The following is a 19,162-nucleotide window of genomic DNA, read 5'->3' on the forward strand; positions in this document are numbered from 1 at the left end:
CTCAGGTGCCGACCAATTTGCTGCGGCCGGTCGAGAGGCGATTGTCACTCGGGTCCGAGAGATCCCCGGCGACATTCAAATCGTCCACGCCCATTGTGTTGGGATAGCCCTGATCGAGCGGATCTGCGCCCACCAGACCTGAACTCGCGGTCGTTCCCGTCTGCGAGATACCCTCAGGGTTGCCGCCCGCCGCAGGCACATTCGGAATACCCGATTTGGTGCCAGCATGGCGTGTTTCGGCGTCGATTTCAGCGCAGGCGCGCTGCCAATGCTGCTCGCGGCGCCCCTCGGGCCGGCCTTCCTCTTCCCAAAGGGCATGCGCCCGTTCGCGGATGCGGTCTTCCCGTTCCATTTCATCACCTCGGAATCGCTCTTCCGCACCACAACGTTCTGGTTACAGGCATGATCCGCATTCGCGACGATTTCGAAGAAATCGTCACCGCCGCGAGGTAAGGGCCGAGCGTGACGTCACTTTCCAGAAAACCGAGACGTTTTTGCCACGCATATAAAATTAGCAGAAGGCGGTGGAAACATCCTAATATTTGTGCAGTTCGGTGCCAGAAAGCGACCCGATCTTGCCCTTGCGTGACATTCTCGATTGGCAGATGTGCGCTTGTCGCAAAGCAAAGAGTCCATGAAATATCAGCAACCTAGCGTCACAGATTTGTCAAATCAGGAGCTCCGGAGCGCTCCCGCGAGTGCTAAATTAACATATCCGCTTGGCCGCGTGCTTCCTGAGCAATCTGATATCGACTAGCTTTCAGCTTGCTATTCGTTAGTTATTTAATTGCTCTATCGCAAACGACTTTAGCTCGACATCCCCCCCCATCGGGCAGTCTTGCCCAACATCCGTCCTTGCCTGTGCTGGTGGCACTTTGCGGTGTACCGCAGCGCTTGAGGCCAAGGGAATTTGCCGTTGCGAACAAGGGGGTAAAACCAGTGTTAAGAAAAATTAGCAGTGCCCTGCTGGCCTCTGCAGCCATTGTGGGCCTCTCTACTGCAGCGTTTGCAGCCGATGTGGAAACGGTGACCGTCACCGGTACCCGCATTCCGCACGCCAACGTCGAAGCACCGACTGCCGTCACCACCATTTCCTCGGAAGTCCTGCAAATGTCCGGCACGGTCAACGTGTCCGACATGCTGCGTTCGGTCCCGAGCTTCGGCGTGTCCGGCATTTCGGCGACGAACTCGAACTTTGCGACGACGGGCGCCGGTATCAGCACCCTCGAACTGCGGAACCTCGGTGAAGATCGCACCCTCGTGCTGGTCAACGGCCGCCGCTATGTCGCGGGCGTCGCCGGATCGAGCGCGGTGGACTTCAACACCGTTCCGACCGACCTGATCGACCGCGTCGAAGTCATCACCGGTGGCGCGTCGGCCATTTACGGTTCGGACGCCCTCGCCGGCGTCATCAACGTCATTCTGAAGACCGACTACGAAGGCATGACTGCCGACGTGCAGACCGGCCGTACGGAATACGACGACGAAGTGACCTACAAAGTGCATGCCATGTTCGGCAGCAACTTCGCCAACAACAAGGGCAACCTCGTCGTGTCGGCCACCTGGTCGCGCAACGAAGGCGCCTGGGCGAAGAACCGCGGTCCGCTGCGCTCCGACCTCACCGTCAGTGGCGGCAAGTCGAGCTATAGCGCCTACGGCCGTATCGCCGTGCAGGCCGACTTCGACACCACCGCTCTTGCCACGCTCGATCCCACCAAGCCCGGCGATATCGAAAACGCCGTCGGCGGCGGTGAAGTTGACGTCGTCGGTTCCGGCGTGGGCCCGACGGGCACCGTGAGCCCGTATGGCAGCAAGTACGGCTTCGATCGCCAGCCCTGGCGCGCCATCGAAGTGCCGGTCGATCGCTTGGTGTTCTCGACCAATGGTCACTACAACCTGACCAACAGCCTGCAGTTCTATATGGAAACGACCTTCGCCAACACGAAGTCGTCGGCCAATATCGAACCGTATCCGCATGACAGCGCCGACCTGAACAACATTCCGGCGAGCGCCGGCGGCGGCGGCGGCATTTCGATCTACAATCCCTATGTCCCCGCGTCGATCCGCGCTGCGGCTCTGGCTTCGCAAGCCAATCTGTTCACCGCCCGCGATGCCGCTCTGGCACAGGCCGCCTCGGCTGCCACTCCGGCTCTTGCTGACGCTTGGACGACGGAAGCCGCCACGCTCAACCAACTCGGCTTGTCGGATAATTATCTGACCTATCGCCGCCGTCTGACCGAGTTCGGACCGCGCCATTACAACGCCAACCGCGATCTCTATCGCCTCGTGGTCGGCGCCAAGGGCACGATCTTCGACAACTATAACTGGGATCTGTACTTCAACTGGGGTCACACGCTCGACACCCAGCAGGGTACCGGCCAGATCAACATCCCGAACCTGCGCGAAGCGGTGCAGGCTCATACGGCCACTGCGGCCGATATCTCCGCTGGCGCTCTTCTCGGCGGCGGCCCGGCCAAAGTCGGCGACATCATCTGCGATAACAGCTACGCGCAGGCCGAAGGTTGCGTTCCGATCAATCTGTTCGGCCTCAACTCGGTCACTCCGGACGCCCTCAAGTATGTGATGGCCCCGCAGAGCCGTATCGACAATATCGACCAGCAGGTGATCGCCGGTTCGATTTCCGGCCCGGTCTTCAAGATGCCGGCCGGCGACGTCTCCGGTGTTGTCGGCTTCGAGTATCGCCGTGAATATGCTTCGGACGTTCCGGATGCGCTGTCCCAATCGGGCCAGAACGCCGGCAACAAAGAGCCGGAGACCATCGGCAGCTACCACGTGCTCGAATTCTTCGCGGAAACGGAAGTCCCGATCCTGAAGAACGAGTTCCTGGCGAAGGACCTTTCGGTCGGCGGTGCCGTCCGCTGGTCGCAGTATGGCACCGGCAACTCGACCACCATCACCAACGCCTACACGGGCCGTATCTCCTGGTCGCCTCTCGACGACCTGCGCTTCCGCGCCCAGTATGCGAAAGCGGTGCGTGCGGCGAACATCACTGAAATGTTCGCACCGGGCGGCGAAGACTTCGCCTCGGTCGACGATCCTTGCAACGGCGTGACCCCGACCTCAACGGGCTCGACGGCGGCGCACTGCTTGGCCGATCCGACCGTCGCAGCACGCGTTGCGGCCACCGGTTCGCTCACCCTGTCGCTTGCCGAAATCCAGGGCACGGGCGGCACGAACGGCAAGGGCAAGCAGGACCTGTCGCCTGAAAAGTCCGACACCTACACTCTCGGCGCCGTGTTCAACCACGACTTCGGTTCGTACGGCTCGCTGATGTTGTCGGTCGACTATTACGACATCGACATCCAGAACGTGATCACCCGTGTCGGCCGGCAGCAGGCCATCGACCTCTGCTACAAGGGCACGAGCTATCCGAACGCGTTCTGCGACATGGTCGTCCGCAAGTCCACTGGCGGCAACTTCCAGAAGGGTGCGATCACCGAAGTCAATACCGGCTACTTCAACCAGGGTTATGTGAAGGAAAACGGCTTCGACATCGCGATCTCGCACAACTTCGACCTGAACGAAGTCGATTGGCTCAAGGGCGGTCTCGGCCTCGACGATGTCGGCCAGATCTCCACCCGTTTGAACTGGACCTACACCAACGGATTCTCGGATGAATCCTTCGGTGAAGTCACCAACGACAACGGTGTGGTCGGCGCGCCCAAGCATAAGGCCCAGTTCGGCCTCATCTACCAGAACGGCCCGCTGTCGATGCAGTGGGAGACGGACTTCCAGAGCCGCGTCTACCTCACGCCGTTCCAAAAGATCTCCATCCGTCCGTACTATCTGCACAACCTGTCGGCCTCGTATCAGGTCACGGACGAACTGGAATTCTTCGGCGGCGTGAACAACCTGCTCAACATCCGCGCTCCGTTCGTTCCGAACGCGTACGCCACGACCGGCACCACCTCGGTTGCCGACGTGTACGATGCCATCGGCCGCCGCTTCTTCCTCGGCGCCCGCTTCAAGATGTAATTCGTAACGGCATACTCTTTCGGCGGCGGGCTTCGGCCCGCCGCTTTTTTTTTTTTTGCGCAGCGCGTACAGCGGCTCGATCAACGCCAAGGGCGTTGCCGCGCATCATCAGGTCGTGGAGATCAGACTTCCTCGGGCACGCCCGTCAGGGCGTTGTCGATGCGCGCCTTCAGCGCCCTGCCCGCCTCGGTGAGGTAGACGAGGCGCCGGCGGCCGTCTTCGGGATGACGGGTGACCGTTACCAGCGCGCCGTCGAAACCGGCGAGTTTGCTCTCGCCGCGCAAACGGTCCACGGCGCGCGAGACCAAGCTCTCGCCGTAGCCCGACAGATAGACAAGATCCTTGATGGCGATGCCGTCGTTCTCGCAGACGTGCAGGAACAAGACGACGCCGGGCAGCGACACATCGCGGCTCGATAGCCGCATCGCATCGATCAATGCCAAGAGGCGCGCAAAGGAACCCGGCTCGGCCATCTAGCGGCTCTAGCGCGCGCCGGGCCGCGGAGCTTCCAGCGTGTCGAGTGCGAGGCCGTCGTGCCGGCGCTCCCGCCGCTCCCGCATGGTCATCTCGGCGTGAGGATAGCGCGCCTGAATTTCCTCAAGGTAGGACTTCAGCGCGTTTTGGTGGGCTGCTGCTTCAACGTAATCATCCGCATCGATGTCGACGACGATCTGTGCCCGCAAACGCATGGATATGCCCCTGAAATACCGTTCTTTCCGTTGAGGATACGAAATTATTACAGAACAGCAATGCGATTGTTTAGCGCAGATCAAGATTATCGGCAAATCGTTGCACACCTGCAATCATCCATTGCTGCAATTTATTCGCATTCAGTAGATATAACTTTGCACGATTACTGCCGCGGCCGGGGAATCCGCTTGAATGCCGTTGCGTCGCTGCAGCTAGGACCTATGCCGAGGCCACCGGAATCACCCATGAAATTGTTCTTCTGCCGCATCCCGGACGGCAATTTCGGCGACGATCTCAACCCCTATTTGTGGCCCCGCCTGCTGCCCGACGCGTTCGACGGCGCGGTCGAGTACCGGCCCAAGGACAACCATGCGATCGACCTCGCCGACCCGCAGGAGGAGCTGTTCGTCGGGATCGGCACCCTGATCCGGCGGGAGTTGCCGGCGACGGCAATCAAGCACGTGTTCGGCAGCGGCTTCGGCTACGGCGCCCTGCCCGATGACGGCAACTGGCACTACCACTGCGTCCGCGGCCCGCTGACCGCCGCCAAGCTCGGCCTCGATCCGGCCAAAGGCATCACCGATCCGGCCGTGCTGATCCGCCTGCTGCCGCGGCCGGCGAGCGAGAAGCGCCACCGCGTCTCCTTCATTCCGCATTGGGAGATGGCGATCTCGGGCGACTGGCAGGCGGTCTGCCGCCTCGCCGGCATCCACTACATCGATCCGCGCCGCTCGCCGGCCGAAGTCATGGCCGATATCGCCGCCACCGAGACGCTGATTACCGAAGCGCTGCACGGCGCCATCGTCGCCGACGCGCTGCGGGTGCCGTGGACGCCGGTGTCGTCGAAACACACCATTCTCGATTTCAAATGGCACGACTGGTGCGGCTCGGTCGGCCTGACCTACGCGCCCACCGCGGTGCCGACCTTCTGGCGACCGCGCCCGCACATCGGCCGCCTCATCAACGGCGCCAAGCAATTGCAGGCCGCGGCAACGCTCGCCTATCTGATCAAATCCGGGCGGCCGATGCTAAGCCGCGACGGCGTGCTCGAAAACCGCATCGAACGGCTGCTGGAAACGTTGGATGCGTTCTGCAGGCCGCGCGGATTCCGGCTCAATACGGGGTCACGCGGAGACGCGGAGGCGCGGAGGGAAACTGCAGATCCTCGGACAGTGGCCGGGGAGTAAGCGGCGTAATCCGTTGGTTTTCGCTCTCCGCGCCTCCGCGTGCTAATACTGCGGCGCGAGGTTCACGGCGAAGCGGTGGGGATTTGCGAACGCCTCAAGCACCTCGACGAGACGGTCGGTCAGCCGCGCGATGACGACATCGTTCGATAGCCGGGAGCTGTGATCGAGGCGGGTCAGCACCGACGCACCATAAGCCATTTTCGCCGCCATCACGGCGCGGCTGCGCAAGCCCGACGCGGGCGTCCAGATCGCCGGAATGGCAACGGGCTCGTAGGCCTGCCCGATCGAAGCGCACCAGTCGCGCCATTTGAAGTCCTGGATGTGGTGCTTCGACGACACCGCGATCCACGGCACCCTGAGCGCGTCGGCGACGATGGCGCCGTGCAGCGCCTCCGAAATCAGCGTGCCGGTGGACGAGATCGCTTCCAACACCTGGAACGGCGGCCAGCGCGGATCGATGAAATGGATGCCGACCATGCGGCAGATCTTCTGCCACGCGCCCGATTGCGCCTGGCACCAATGCGGCATGAACGAGACGCGATGGATGGGCTCGGGCGCCGCGGGCGGCAGGAGCCGCACCAATATCGCGGGATCGGCGATCGCCAGCGTGGAATCGAGCCCGAGCGCGTCCGCCGTCAGCGGCCCGCGCACGCATTGGATGTCCCACTGACCGTTGATGTCGGGCAGGCGGGAACCGTCGCAGCCGCTGCCGAACACGACCTTGCGGCCGACGGCGGGAACCTTGTCGTGGATCAGGGTGCCGATGCCGACGAACAGCGTATCGCGCGAATCCTCGTGATCGACGGCGGCCGCTTCGAGCGGCGTGAAACGCACCGCGCCTTCGAACGCATCCGGCAAAAGCCGCGGCCACAGATAGGTGTTGAGATCGTCGCCGAAATTGCCCGCCGGCACGTCGCAATAGAACAGCTTCACGCGAGTCCCACTTTCTATATTTAGTCTACCTATAAAATAGACTTATTTTTACCCCATGCCAACCCAGTTCTCAACGCGGGGGCTGCGGCGGGCGTTGCGGCGCGTCTGTAACAAAAAAGAGCACGGATGCCGAAACATCCGTGCCCTTCCCCAGAGGACTTGTCTGTTACGCCAGGCCTTGTTCCAGATCCGCAATGATATCGGCGACATCTTCGAGGCCGATCGACACGCGTACCGTATCGTCGGAGGCGCCCGCCTGTTCCAGTTCGACTTTCGAAAGCTGGCTGTGGGTGGTCGACGCCGGATGAATGATGAGGCTGCGCGTATCGCCGATGTTGGCGAGATGGCTGAACAGCTTGACCGAGTTCACCAGTTTCTTGCCCGCCTCGAAGCCGCCCTTGACGCCGAACGTGAAAACGCTGCCGGCGCCTTTCGGGCTGTACTTCTTCGCCAGCGCATAGCCGAGATCGCCTTCGAGGCCGGCATAGTTCACCCAAGCCACCTGCGGATGAGTCTGCAGCCACTTGGCAACGGCGAGCGCATTCTCGTTGTGCTTCTGGATACGCAACGGCAGGGTTTCGATGCCGGTCAACACCAGGAACGCATTGAACGGCGACAGCGCCGGTCCGAGATCGCGCAAGCCCAGCACGCGCGTCGCCAGAATGAACGAGATGGCGCCGAACGTGTCCCAGATCTTGAGGCCGTGATAGGAGCCGTTCGGCTCCGTCAGCGTCGGGAACTTGCCGTTGTTCCACGGGAACTTGCCGCTGTCGACGATCACGCCGGCAATCGAGTTGCCATGGCCGCCGAGGAACTTGGTGGCCGAATGCAGCACGATGTCGGCGCCCCACTCGATCGGACGGATCAGATACGGCGTCGCCAGGGTGTTGTCGACGATCAGCGGCACGCCGGCATCGTGCGCGATCTTGGCGATCGGCTCGAGATCGGTGATGACGCCGCCGGGATTGGCAATGCTCTCGACATAGATGGCGCGCGTCTTGTCCGTGATATGCGGCTTGAAGGTGTCGGGCTTGGTGCCGTCGGCCCACTTCACGCCCCAGCCGTATTTCTTGAAGGCGTGATTGAACTGATTGACCGTGCCGCCATAGAGCTGGCGCGCGGCGACGACCTCGTCGCCCGGATTGAGCAGCGTGTAGAGCGCCAGATGCTGCGCCGCATGCCCCGATCCGACCGCCAGCGCCGCCGCACCGCCTTCGAGCGCCGCCACGCGCTGTTCCAAGACGTCGTTGGTCGGATTCATGATGCGCGAATAGATGTTGCCGAACTCCTTGAGCCCGAACAGGTTGGCGGCGTGATCGGTGTTGTCGAACACATACGACGTCGTCTGATAGATCGGCGTCACGCGCGCGTGGGTGGTAGGATCGGGCTTGGCGCCCGCGTGAATGCTGCGTGTTGCAAATCCAGGTTCGGCCACTTTCAAGGCTCCTTTTTCCGTTGATGCCACTGCTTCGGAGGCCGGGGCGGAACCATGTCTCAGGTCCGTTCCCCTTTTCCGTTTGTTGAAGAACCATACCATTGTCGTCGCCCCCGCGCCCGATCCTTAGAGTCGAATACCGACGCCCGAGCCGATCAGCCAGGGGTTGATGTTCACCTTGGCGGTCACCGGCGACGCGCTGAACGAAGCGCTGGTCGACAGCCACAGCCGCTTGACGTCGAAGTTGAAGAAGAAGCGGCCGTCTTCGGTGAGCGGAACGTCGACACCCGCCTGCAGCGCAAAACCCCAATTGTCGGTGGTGCGCAGCTTGCCGAGCGGACCGGTCGAGCGGTCGTAGAAAACGGTGTAGTTGGGACCGGCACCGACGTAAGGCTGGAGCGGTCCGATCTGGTCGAAGTGATACTGCACCGTCAGCGTCGGCGGCAGCAGCCAGACGTTCGCGAGCTTGGTGTTGCCGTAATAGATCGCGTGCTTGTCGGAACCGGCGATCAGTTCGAGCGACCAATGCGGGGTGAGAAAATAGGTGATGTCGGCTTCGGGGATGGTGGTGTCGGTGATCGACACCTTGCCGCCGATGCTGACCGTGGACGAGACGTCCGGCACGATCTCGACCGCGCGGGCGCGCAGAAGAACCGTGCCCGCCTCATAAGGAGCGGCACCAGCCGAAACAGCGGCGGTAGCCAGGAACGCGGCGGCGGCAACAGCACGATAATACATTTGCATCTGTGTATATCCCCTCTAACAACATCGATTGAGGTAGTTTACGCAGATAATCTCTATAAGAACAGTAGATATTAGAGAACAACAGCCAGAGTTGCAGAAATAGCGCATGAGCGCGCATCGGGGCTCGCGTAAATTTGCGATGAGAAGCAATGCGTTAAGCGGTAGAAGCGAGACGCTCACTGCGCCGGTCTGCCGCGGGAAGGCGGCTGAGACGGCTTTCGGTCCCCCTCCGCGTCTCACGCTAGCGCGCGATCCGCACCTTCCCCGCTATTCGGATGACCGAGCGGCTCGAGAGATGGTTGCTCCGCGGGGGAGGAAAGATGGAGGCTAAACGCGTCCCGCCCTACAGCCGCTCGAACATGCGGACCAGGGTCGCGATCAGGGCGTCGATGTCGGCATCGGTCACGTCCAGCGGCGGGCGCAAGCGGACGCTGTAGGTGCCGGCGCCGAGCAGGAGATAGTTCTCCTCCTCGAGAGCCATCTCGATCAGACGGCCCTTGTTGCCCTGCCCCAGCACGTTGAAGCCCTGGTACAGCCCGAGGCCGCGCACGTTGCACATCTTGGTCGGGAAGCGCTCTTCCAGCATATGCAGCCCGGCGAGGAGCCGTTCGGTTTTCGCAGGCACCTGCTCGATCAGCTTTTCGTCGACGACGATCTGCCATTCGTGGATGAAGCGCACCATGTCGGTGAGCGAGCCGCCCCAGGTGGAATCGAGTACGCCGACGTCTTCCATCGACTGGCGCATATAGACGACGCCGTTGCCGAACTTCTTCGCGCTGGCGACGGCTTGCGGCGGATAGGCGATATCGAAATTGTCGATGCAGAAAATCTCGCCGGTCTGGCCGCCCGCGGTCTGCACTTCATCGAGGCCCCACGGCACATCGTATTTGTGGCACAGCTCGGAAAGGCCGGTATAGAAACGCGCCGGCGCCAGGCGATGACCGCCCGCCCCTTGCAGCGGCTCGAGGATCACGCCCGCGATCTCGTCGCGATAGGTCGACAACAGCGCTTCCAGCGTTTCCAGCGAAGAAGTGACTTTCTCGTCGTTCTCTTCCGGCGTCAGGCGGGTGTGCAGCGCCGGGAACTGGACCTGCAGGTTGCCCGCGATGATGCCCTGAAAATCGCGCGTGGCGATGGGATCGTTCTTCAGCGTGGTGACGTTGAGCGCATAGACCGTCCGGCCGTGGAACGCCTGATCGAAATAGATGAAGCGCGGCGTCCCCGGCTGGCGGCCGGCGGCCTTCTGGCGGTGGTGGAACAGGTTGATGAAGTACTTCATCATGTTCTCGACCGCTTCGGCGCCCGAGTTCACGGCGTAGACCTCGACCTTGTCCCGCCGCATGCATTTCGGCCGGAGCTGATGCAGCAGCCGGTAATAATCGAGGCACTGGCGCGTCAGGATATCGGGATTGGCGATCTTGGTGTTGGCCGCGATCAGTACTTCGCGTGCGTAGGCATCGGTCATCATCCGCGGATGATTGTAGCCGATCAGCTTGGAGCCGTAGATGCCGCCCCAATCGGTGATTTCGTCGCCGTCGACCGTAACGAGCTTGATGCCGCGGCATTTCTCGAGATCGGCCGCAAACGGGAACGGCTCGGCGATCACGTACTCCGCCAGTTCGGCGAGCATCTGGGCGCTTTGCGGCTTAGGATAGGTCATCGAAATTCTCGTCAGGTCGGACGGCGGCGGGTTATTACAACTCGATTGTGTCATGCAAACGCGGCATGTCCACGCTGGTGCCTTTCAGCGCATCGCCGAAGCTCGCCATCGAAGATTCTTCGCCGTGCACCAGGATGGTACGGGCGGCCTTGGTGGCGGCGTGCCACTCCAACAGCTGATCGCGCCCGGCGTGCGCCGAGAAACCGTTGATGGTGTGGACCTTCGCCTTCACCGGCACGCGTTCGCCGAAAATCGTGACGACATCGGCGCCATCGATGATGCGGCGGGCCAGCGTGCCGCCGGCGGCGAAGCCGACGAACACGACGCTCGATTCCTCGCGCGGCAGGTTCTGCAACAGGTGATGGCGGATGCGTCCGCCGGTGCACATGCCCGAACCCGCCATGATGATGGCGCCGCGCTTGATCTCGTTGACGAGCTGCGACTGCTTGTGCTCGCGCACCATGTTCACGCCCTGGAAATCGAAGGGATCGTAACCGCGACGGATGGCGTCGGCGATTTCCGGCTTCAGCGCATCGAGATTGCGCGCCATGATTTCGGTGACCGAAATGGCCATCGGCGAATCCAGGAATACCTGCGTCTGCGGCGGCAGATGGTTTTCGACCATGCCCTTGCAGATGACGAACAGCAGTTCCTGCGCACGCTCGATGGCGAAGGTCGGGATCACCACGTTGCCGCCGCGCTGGAACGCTTCGGTTACCGCCGTGTAGAATTCTCCGACCGACGGATCGACGTCCTTGTGATTGCGGTCGCCGTAGGTGGTTTCCATCACCACATTGTCGACCTCCGGCGGCGGCGGCGGCTCGGCCAGCAGGATGCCGTGCGGATTGCCGAGGTCGCCCGAGAACAGAATGCGCTTGGTGGCGCCGTTCTTCTCTTCCAGCAGCACGCTGGCGGAGCCGAGAATATGGCCCGCATCGACGAAGGTCGCCGTCAAGGTGTCGGAAAGTTCGATGCGCCTGCCGTAATGGGCGACACGGCCGAAATGCGACGCCGCATTCAGGGCATCGATCAGCGAATAGAGCGGCGGCTTGACGTCGGCACGGCGGAAATGATTGCGCATCTTCTTGGCGTGGAAGCGCGCGTCTTCGGCCTGGAGGTTGGCGGCGTCGACCATGACGAGGCGCGCCAGTTCGGCGGACGCCGAGGTCGAAATGATCTCGCCCTTAAAGCCGCGCTTGGCCAGAAGCGGCAGCCGTCCGCAGTGATCGAGATGGGCGTGGGTGAGCAAAACCACATCGATGTCGCGCGGATCGAAACCGAACGGCTCCTCGTTTTCCTCGTCGAGTTCCCGGCCGCCCTGATAGAGCCCGCAATCGATGAGAATGCGCAAGCCCCCCGCCTCGACCATATGGCAGGAACCGGTGACGCCGCGATCGGCGCCGTTGAACGAGAGTTTCATGGTTTCCTCATTATGCGAGTTCAGACCAGCGGCGTGCCGCTCTTGTCATACCAGTGCAGGATGCCGTCCCAGATTTCGCGCGCGGTTTCGGCGTACCAGAAGAGTTCGAGGTCTTCCGGCGCGATCACGCCTTCCTTGACCAGAAAGTCCATGTCGACGGCGTTCTTCCAGTAGGACTCGCCGACCAGCACCACCGGAATGGGTTTCACCTTGCGCGTCTGCACCAGGGTCAGCGCCTCGAACAGCTCGTCGAAGGTGCCGAAGCCGCCGGGGAACGCCACCAGCGCCTTGGCCCGCTGCAAGAAGTGCATCTTGCGCATCGCGAAGTAATGGAAATTGAAGCACAGGCCCGGCGTGATGTACGGGTTCGGAAACTGCTCGTGCGGCAGCGAAATATTGAGGCCGACAGTTTTGGCCCCGACATCGTAGGCGCCGCGATTGGCCGCCTCCATGATACCCGGTCCGCCGCCGGTGATGACGGTGCATTTCGGTTTGCCGGGCTTCTTCGCTTCCTCGCTGACCAGACGGCCGAAGGCGCGCGCCACGTCGTAATAGCGGCTCTTGTCGAGGATGCGCTGGGCCACCGCGAGGCGCCGGGCCAGATCCTTGTCGCCGGGATCGTCGGCCAGCGCCGCCTTCAGCGTGGTCATGGTGCGCCGGGCGGCCGCCGGCTCGCAAATGCGCGTCGAGCCGAACACCACGATGGTCGAGGTGATGGCGTTGTTCTGCAGATAAAGTTCGGGCTTCAGATAATCGAGCCCGATGCGCAGATTGCGGACGGGGCGCGATGCCAGGAAGTCGATATCCGAGTCGGATCGCCGGGACGACGGATTGTCGAGGATCGCCTTGATCCGGGCCGGGGCCTCGGGGTCCTCCTCCGGGTGCTTCGGAATTTCCTCGGGCAACGGCTCGCGCCGCTTCACCTGTGCGACCGGCGGAATGCCCTTCTTGTCGGCGCGCACGCCCGGCTGGGGCTTGCCGGCTTTCTTGATGGATTTCTTGGAAGACTTCTTGGGAGCGGCTTTGCCGCGAAGCGGTTTGATCATGAGAGCTATTGTATAAAGGTCTACCGGGGATATGGGAACTTATCCCCGCGAAAACAAGCCCGTAAAGCGCATCCGCAAGCACAGCCGCCGTGCGCCGCAAGCAGGACCGGTCAGTAAGGCAGTAATTCCTAAGGCGCGTTCTGGTCCAGGAGGCCTTGATCGACCAACCCTTTGCGAACCGCCTTGATGAACTTGTTGCAAGCCCAAGATCGAGCCCATGTTCGCCAAGCAACGCCGATCGCAAACCCTATTGCGCCGCCCGGCCACCAACTCTCCTTCGTCACTTTGCCGTCTTTGTCCTTCTCCTCTTTCTGACCCTCGCGCTTCAACTGCTGGTACAGGATATCGAGGCGCGACGTCACGGCCGCCTTGAGATCCGGCATCGCGTTCAGTTTCGGCCACTTCGCCAGTTCGGGCGGCTTATCGCCCAAGGGCGCCATCATCGGGATGATCGGCAGGTAGCGGATGGGCCCATTTGCGGCGGGGATTGGCGCGTCTTCAGGCGCCGGCGCGAGGTCGGGACATTCGTCGGCATCCTCCGCATCGAGGTCATCGTCGGGTTCGGAGGCCGGAATTTCCGCCACTGTCGGCATGTCCTCGACATGGCCGTATTTGGTCTTGTGATCCGGCTCCCAGGTTTTCTCGAAAATCGGATTGGTCTCGGGCAGCACGAATTCGTCCTTCAAGAAGAAATAGGCGTTGTAGCGGCCGAGACGGAAATCGTGATCGAGAAACGCGCGATTGAAGAAACCGAGGAAACCGCCCATGCCGCCCGTCGCCAGCGCGGCCTTGCCTTTCGCATCCAGCTTGCCCGGAACAGGACCTTCCGGTGCCACCAGGAAGCGGCTGTAGGAATCGTATTTCTTGGCAAGCGCAATATCCTCGGGCTTGTAGCGACCCTGATTGATCAATGCCGACAGCATGGGGCCGAACATCTTGAGCAGACCCGGCAACTCGAACAGGCCGCGTGTCTCGAGATCGGTGAACGGATCGACCAGCACCACACCGCGATCCGCCTGGCCGCCGTTGCGGGCGTTGTGCCACCCCAACCCCGCCAGCGCGATCCGGGCGTGATCGAGCGGCTCGTTGTTGAACGTGCCGCCGTCGACATTCACCGTGCGATACCCATCGGGAGGCGCACCGGGATCGGCATCCATCAGCTCCCAGCACGGCAAAAGCTGCGCCCGCTCCGGCGGATCGGTATCATTTCCGGGAATGGCTACGACGCGATAAGCATAGCTATAGAAGGTCTGGTCCACCCGCCGCGGCGGGAACGCAATCGGGAACGCACTGGTGGCGAGCGCGGCGTCCTTTACATAGCGCCAGCAGTCCTTATCCGAGAACGACAACGCCCGTTCGTCCGGGCGCGCGCGCGGAATATTGGGAACACCGCCCGGTATGGTGAGCGTGAACCGCACCACATCGGCATGGGCCACCAGTTCGTGACCGAGTTTGGTTTCGCCGCGAAACCGGATCTCATAGGGAATGCCGGTGACGTTGCCGACCGTCGCGATCAGGCGCAACGGATCGGCGAGATAGGACCGCTGTTTCGGCGAAGTCTTGTCGCTGCCGAGCGGCGCGCCGGTTCGCTGAATGAGATCGTCCGCCAGGGTATCGAAGGCCTTGGTATAGAAGACCGAACCCAGCCCGGTGTCGCTGCCGTCGGCGATCGACAGCAAGCTCGAAATGCCGACACCATCGACCCAGAGATCGTAGAACGGATTGCCCTTCACCGGCCCGTGCGGAAACACCCAGCCCGCCGTGCGCAAAGCGATGGCGCCGTTAATCGCGCCGCCGGAGGCTCCGGCTATGGCCGAAAGAACCGCGTTGTGTCGCGGAGCGGCGGGATTGTTGTCTTCCTTGGCGCGTTGCCACAGATCGAGCGCCTCGAACAGGAAGTCGAGCACGCCCGCGGTATAAGCGCCGGCCGAAACGGTGCCGCCCAACGTGAGCGCGAACTCGTAGGTGTTTTCCTGCTTCAGCGCGCGGCGGCGCAGCGGAAACCAGCGGCGCAACTGCTTCACGGTCAGCGGATCGGGCTTCTTCATGGTCAGTTCGCTCCTTCCTCGGCAGCTTTGACCGGCTTCTTCCCGGTGCCGCGGAATTGCAGGAAGCGCTGCAGCGTATCGAACCAGAACGGCGCACCGAGCGAGGTCGCCAGCCCGGTAATCAGCCAGCCGACAATCGCCAGCAGCACCCCGCCCCAGCCTGCGCCCCTGAAATAGTTGAAGACGCCGGTGGAGGCCTGTTCAACAGCAGTGCTGTCCGGATTCTTCACGGCCGTATGCGTTTTCTGGAACGTGTACGGCGTCAGCCAGCCGATCGGCAGGTCGAGCTTGAACAGGTTATCGACATTATCCTTCATCGCCTGTTCGGCCTTGTCGCCGACCGGCGTGTCCGGCATCTGGAATGCCTCGGCCGCGGTGACGGTTTGCTGGCGCAAGGACTCGCTCCGCCACAACGCATCGGCGATCCGGATGGTGTCGACATTGAGCGCTACCGCGATCACCAGCCCCGAGACGATGGCGACGACCTGGCTGTAGCGCTTGTACTTGCCGCTCAGCCGGTCCATCGCATCGTCGTACCATTGCGCCAGATCGGCCTTGAGCACATCGAGGTCGCCGGCGGCATGCTGCACGAACACCCGCAGCGTCTGCTTGACATAACCGTCGGGAAGACCCGCGATCCGGCGCTCGATCTCGCCGAACACCGGCGCATTGCTGCCCTCGGTGATGGTATCGATCAGCGCCAGGGTGAAATTGCGCGACGGCACATACGACGGGATATCGTTGGCCGCGGCACCGAGGATCAAGCCGTGGCCGTAGACCCTGCGGAACAGGTCGTCATTGCCGTCATTGCCGGTCAGCATTTCCGCGATCGATTGGCGCAGCAGCGTGCCGCGCTTCTTCATCCATGTCGCCAGCATTTCCTGGAACGCCGAGACGATCAGTCCCATCAGCAGGAAGACGAGGATCAATCCGATGGCAACGTCGACAATCGGTCCAAAGCTCATGATGTCCCCCTCTTCGCCCGGTCAGCGCAGCAGATTGCGCAGGATCCGGGCCTGGTAATGGTAGGAGTTGACGCCGGCCCCGTTGTAGCGGCGGGCCGCATAGGGCCAGTCGCACGGAAAATCGGCCCGGACGGGAACGCCGGGATAGTCCGCCGACGGATAATACTGGGTCGGCTGATAACTGGCCGACGATCCGATATAGACCGGCGTGCCGCGGGTAATGTCGCGCCGCCGCGCCGCCAGAGCGCAAGCCTTGCAATCGCGCATGTAGCGCGGATCCGATTTGGGATAGCGGCACAAGCGAAGCGGCAGCGCCGGATGCTCGACGGCCCGGTCGTCGGCACCGCTCTTGCCGGCGACGAAATGATCGAACTTGTCGCGAAGCTCGGCAAACGCATTGGCGACATTGCCGGCCGGATCGGCGACGTGGCTTTCCACCTCCGCGACGCTGAGCGGATGATGGAAGAAGGTGAACTGGCCGAGACCGTAACCGCGCGAGGTGATCCGTTCGGGATGGTCCTTGTCGTTGCGGTCGAGCCCCACCGTCACGTAGGTGTCCTCATCGCCGGGCGCGGGAACGTGGTAATGGCAGCCGTTCGACTCCTGCACCACCATCGCGGCGATGAAAGGCGGCGGTGCGGTCGTGTTCGACATCGCCGCGAGCGCGGCCATGGCCGAAGCATTGGCGGCTTTGACATCCGGCGCACGCGGCATCAGGCCGATCTTCGGCTCGCCGACGAGCTGCACCACGATCTGCGCCAAATCCTGATCGAGCATGCCGTCGATCTTGGTTACCGCCGTACCGCCGCCGGTTTTCTGGTTGCAGGCGGAGAGCCCGATCGGAGAACGCCCGTCGGTGCCGCCGCCGTCATTGTTCAACAAGTCGTATTGCAACGCTTTGACCGCCGCGGCGGTGCCCGAGCCGTAAACTCCGTCGATACCCGCGCGCAGATAACCGAGCTTGCGTAAATCGTGCTGCAACGCCTTGACCGCGGCCGGATCGCCGAGGCCGTCCGTCTGCAATACCAATCCGGATTTTTGATAGAGCGCTTCCACGGCTCAACCCCGCAACACTGCCGGGTTGTAGAGCGCGCACGAAATCCCGTTCACCAAGCGCGCGCGCTCGGCGTTGCGTCACTCAGACCCAGACGATTTCGGCGCGTTCGACGCACGCGCCACTGCGTCATAGCACAAATTAACCTCCAGTTGAAGCATCTGGCACACTGTATGCGGGTAAGCACGTGCCGGCAGGTTGCGCTCGGAGGTGATCGGGAAACCGAGGGTAGCGATGGATTAGCCGGCGTTTGCCAATATCCACACGGACCATTTGTTATCGCTGCATATTTACTTTCGCTTGGGTCGTGCCGCCGTACCGTTGGCGAAAACGGATCAAGAGATGCAGCAGGCAATCCGTAAACCCGCCGATCGCGCGCACGGCGACATCACTGGAAAGCTGGAGCGCGTGCGCTCGATCATCGACGGGCGCTTCCTGGCGGCCTGCGAATGCCTTCCGCAATCGCTCGACGGCATCCAAAATCTCACGACGTCACTCGACCGGCTCGCGGCGACCTTCGACGCCGAAGCGATGGCGACCACCCACGCCGAGTTGACGCTCGCCGCCGCCAAACTTTGCAGCCTGCCCGCCAGCCAGGCCAAACAAGTCGCCACCATCGACCGGCTCAACCGGTCCATCGAAAAGCTGGCGCGCCATATCGAGACCATGCGGACCTCGCTCGCCTTCATGGACGACTTCGTCCATGGCCGCACCAGCGGCAAAACGGCGACCGGAGAACTGGTCGCACAGTTCTATGCGCAGGCCGCGCAAAGCAGCACCGAACTACAGGCGTTCGAAGCCGAACTCGGCCTCTTGAAGCGGGAACTGGGCTTGGCGGTCGTGCAAGGAAAACTCCGCAATCGCAAGATCGCGGCGGTCATTCCGGCGGTTCCCGACGAATTGACGGCGGCCAGACGGCAGCTCAGCGAACGCTACAAGGCCGTGGTCGCAACCGCCGAGCAGGTCTCCGCCGTCGCCGGGGGCATTCACCGCCAGCTCGATCATCTGCTGATATCGCTGCAAATCGGCGACATCACCCGCCAGCGCATCGAGCATGTCCTGACCTGCGTCGCCCAGATGAAGGCCGATGCGGCCGAGCAGCCGGAAAACCTCCGACGCCGGTTCGAAGCTACCTGCTACGCCCTGATCGCACGGCATCTGGCCGAGATCGACGAGGATTTCGCCCGCCAGAGCAATCAAATCGAAGACCATATGGCCGAGATGGCCGACCATACCGCGCAGCTCTTGAAACTGCACGAAGTCGCGTTCGACCGCCGCAACGGCGACAAGGCCGGCTTTCTGCACGCGATGGCCCGGCGGCTCGACGCGGCGCTCGGCCTCGTCGCCCCCATCGAAGCAGCGGACAAGAACGCTTTGGCGACGGAGCGCGCGATGATCGCGACCGCTCATAATCTGGGCGGACATGCCGGTGCCATCGAGAAACTGCGCCAATCCTTGAACTCCGGAACACCCGACGCGAACTGCCGTGTTCTGGAGGACACGATGCAAGTCGGCCTGGCGGCACTCGATCAGTTGATGGAACTGACCGGTACCATTGCGGCTGCGACAGACGGAGACCGGGTCATCGACTGCAAAGCGACTGCGGCCGCCGCGGCGCTCGCACACGCCGCCGCACGGGTTCATCGAGCCAGAGACATTACCGAAGCCGATCTCGGAGAAGTCGCAGCGGAAGGCGAAGCAGTCGTGGGCGCGCTGAAAGTGAACGCCTCGCGCCTGTGCCTGAGCCACGAAATCGGAGAGATGCTGGCATTGGCGGCGCTCGAAGCCGCCGACCTCGCCGAAGGTGCCTACGATTGCGCCGAAACGCATCCCGAGGCGCTGGTACGCACGCTAACCGGATTTTCCCGCACCTATACGATGGCGCGGGAACGCGATCTGCATCATGCCTTCCTCGCCGCGCGCAATATCCCCTGCGCCGAGGCGGTCCATGCCGCCGAGGGCATCGACAGCATCCTGTTTTAGG

General features: G+C 62.4%; 15 protein-coding genes. 3 read left to right on the plus strand and 12 right to left on the minus strand.

Annotation, left to right across the window (positions count from 1 at the left end; all coding sequences use genetic code 11):
• Window position 1 precedes the first annotated feature (1 nt).
• Complete coding sequence (locus FHS84_RS18360) at window positions 2-352, minus strand: DUF2934 domain-containing protein (RefSeq protein WP_166936983.1); 351 nt, start codon at window positions 350-352, stop codon at window positions 2-4.
• A 674-nt stretch (window positions 353-1,026) separates the two neighbouring features.
• On the opposite strand from FHS84_RS18360, the gene FHS84_RS18365 reads away from it, so the two are divergent.
• A complete protein-coding gene (locus tag FHS84_RS18365) occupies window positions 1,027-3,996 on the plus strand; it encodes a TonB-dependent receptor domain-containing protein (RefSeq protein ID WP_166936984.1) in 2,970 nt (989 codons plus the stop codon).
• Window positions 3,997-4,118: 122 nt separating this feature from the next.
• Here FHS84_RS18365 and FHS84_RS18370 read toward each other — a convergent pair whose 3' ends face one another.
• Entirely contained in the window at window positions 4,119-4,469 is a 351-nt protein-coding gene (locus FHS84_RS18370) for a MarR family winged helix-turn-helix transcriptional regulator (RefSeq protein WP_166936985.1), read from the minus strand.
• A 9-nt stretch (window positions 4,470-4,478) separates the two neighbouring features.
• Window positions 4,479-4,685, minus strand: coding sequence for a hypothetical protein (locus tag FHS84_RS18375; RefSeq protein WP_166936986.1), 207 nt, complete (start codon window positions 4,683-4,685; stop codon window positions 4,479-4,481).
• Window positions 4,686-4,931: 246 nt separating this feature from the next.
• On the opposite strand from FHS84_RS18375, the gene FHS84_RS18380 reads away from it, so the two are divergent.
• Window positions 4,932-5,873, plus strand: a complete 942-nt coding sequence (locus tag FHS84_RS18380) for a polysaccharide pyruvyl transferase family protein (protein ID WP_166936987.1) — start codon at window positions 4,932-4,934, stop codon at window positions 5,871-5,873.
• A gap of 42 nt (window positions 5,874-5,915) precedes the next feature.
• Here FHS84_RS18380 and FHS84_RS18385 read toward each other — a convergent pair whose 3' ends face one another.
• From FHS84_RS18385 to FHS84_RS18425, 9 genes are all read right to left on the minus strand, one after another.
• Entirely contained in the window at window positions 5,916-6,806 is an 891-nt protein-coding gene (locus tag FHS84_RS18385) for a polysaccharide pyruvyl transferase family protein (protein ID WP_166936988.1), read from the minus strand.
• 166 nt (window positions 6,807-6,972) lie between these two features.
• Window positions 6,973-8,247, minus strand: a complete 1,275-nt coding sequence (locus FHS84_RS18390) for an O-acetylhomoserine aminocarboxypropyltransferase (protein WP_344469930.1) — start codon at window positions 8,245-8,247, stop codon at window positions 6,973-6,975.
• Between the two features lie 120 nt (window positions 8,248-8,367).
• On the minus strand, window positions 8,368-8,985 hold the full coding sequence (locus FHS84_RS18395; protein ID WP_166936990.1) for an OmpW/AlkL family protein: 618 nt from the start codon (window positions 8,983-8,985) through the stop codon (window positions 8,368-8,370).
• Between the two features lie 343 nt (window positions 8,986-9,328).
• Window positions 9,329-10,645 carry an aminotransferase class III-fold pyridoxal phosphate-dependent enzyme gene (locus tag FHS84_RS18400; RefSeq protein WP_166936991.1) on the minus strand — a complete coding sequence of 439 codons (1,317 nt, stop codon included), beginning with the start codon at window positions 10,643-10,645 and terminating at the stop codon, window positions 9,329-9,331.
• A gap of 34 nt (window positions 10,646-10,679) precedes the next feature.
• Complete coding sequence (locus FHS84_RS18405; protein WP_166936992.1) at window positions 10,680-12,065, minus strand: MBL fold metallo-hydrolase; 1,386 nt, start codon at window positions 12,063-12,065, stop codon at window positions 10,680-10,682.
• A 20-nt stretch (window positions 12,066-12,085) separates the two neighbouring features.
• Window positions 12,086-13,111, minus strand: a complete 1,026-nt coding sequence (locus tag FHS84_RS18410) for an LOG family protein (RefSeq protein WP_166936993.1) — start codon at window positions 13,109-13,111, stop codon at window positions 12,086-12,088.
• 128 nt (window positions 13,112-13,239) lie between these two features.
• Entirely contained in the window at window positions 13,240-15,159 is a 1,920-nt protein-coding gene (locus tag FHS84_RS18415) for a patatin-like phospholipase family protein (RefSeq protein ID WP_166936994.1), read from the minus strand.
• A gap of 2 nt (window positions 15,160-15,161) precedes the next feature.
• Complete coding sequence (locus FHS84_RS18420) at window positions 15,162-16,124, minus strand: hypothetical protein (RefSeq protein WP_166936995.1); 963 nt, start codon at window positions 16,122-16,124, stop codon at window positions 15,162-15,164.
• A gap of 21 nt (window positions 16,125-16,145) precedes the next feature.
• The gene (locus FHS84_RS18425; RefSeq protein ID WP_166936996.1) at window positions 16,146-17,180 is read right to left on the minus strand and encodes a peptidoglycan-binding protein; all 1,035 of its coding nucleotides are present in this window, start codon (window positions 17,178-17,180) and stop codon (window positions 16,146-16,148) included.
• A gap of 340 nt (window positions 17,181-17,520) precedes the next feature.
• Between FHS84_RS18425 and FHS84_RS18430 the strand changes: the two genes are divergently transcribed.
• The gene (locus FHS84_RS18430) at window positions 17,521-19,161 is read left to right on the plus strand and encodes a hypothetical protein (protein ID WP_166936997.1); all 1,641 of its coding nucleotides are present in this window, start codon (window positions 17,521-17,523) and stop codon (window positions 19,159-19,161) included.
• The last annotated feature ends 1 nt before the right edge of the window (window position 19,162 follow it).

The organism is Rhizomicrobium electricum, assembly GCF_011762045.1.
GTDB classification, from domain to species: Bacteria; Pseudomonadota; Alphaproteobacteria; order Micropepsales; family Micropepsaceae; genus Rhizomicrobium; species Rhizomicrobium electricum.

Bases quoted from the DNA above. Each gene is read 5' to 3' on its own strand.
- FHS84_RS18415 (WP_166936994.1), bottom strand. From the start codon at position 15,159: ATGAAGAAGCCCGATCCGCTGACCGTGAAGCAGTTGCGCCGCTGGTTT.
- FHS84_RS18395 (WP_166936990.1), bottom strand. From the start codon at position 8,985: ATGCAAATGTATTATCGTGCTGTTGCCGCCGCCGCGTTCCTGGCTACC.
- FHS84_RS18370 (WP_166936985.1), bottom strand. From the start codon at position 4,469: ATGGCCGAGCCGGGTTCCTTTGCGCGCCTCTTGGCATTGATCGATGCG.
- FHS84_RS18400 (WP_166936991.1), bottom strand. From the start codon at position 10,645: ATGACCTATCCTAAGCCGCAAAGCGCCCAGATGCTCGCCGAACTGGCG.
- FHS84_RS18380 (WP_166936987.1), top strand. From the start codon at position 4,932: ATGAAATTGTTCTTCTGCCGCATCCCGGACGGCAATTTCGGCGACGAT.
- FHS84_RS18360 (WP_166936983.1), bottom strand. From the start codon at position 352: ATGGAACGGGAAGACCGCATCCGCGAACGGGCGCATGCCCTTTGGGAA.
- FHS84_RS18405 (WP_166936992.1), bottom strand. From the start codon at position 12,065: ATGAAACTCTCGTTCAACGGCGCCGATCGCGGCGTCACCGGTTCCTGC.
- FHS84_RS18375 (WP_166936986.1), bottom strand. From the start codon at position 4,685: ATGCGTTTGCGGGCACAGATCGTCGTCGACATCGATGCGGATGATTAC.
- FHS84_RS18430 (WP_166936997.1), top strand. From the start codon at position 17,521: ATGCAGCAGGCAATCCGTAAACCCGCCGATCGCGCGCACGGCGACATC.
- FHS84_RS18410 (WP_166936993.1), bottom strand. From the start codon at position 13,111: ATGATCAAACCGCTTCGCGGCAAAGCCGCTCCCAAGAAGTCTTCCAAG.
- FHS84_RS18420 (WP_166936995.1), bottom strand. From the start codon at position 16,124: ATGAGCTTTGGACCGATTGTCGACGTTGCCATCGGATTGATCCTCGTC.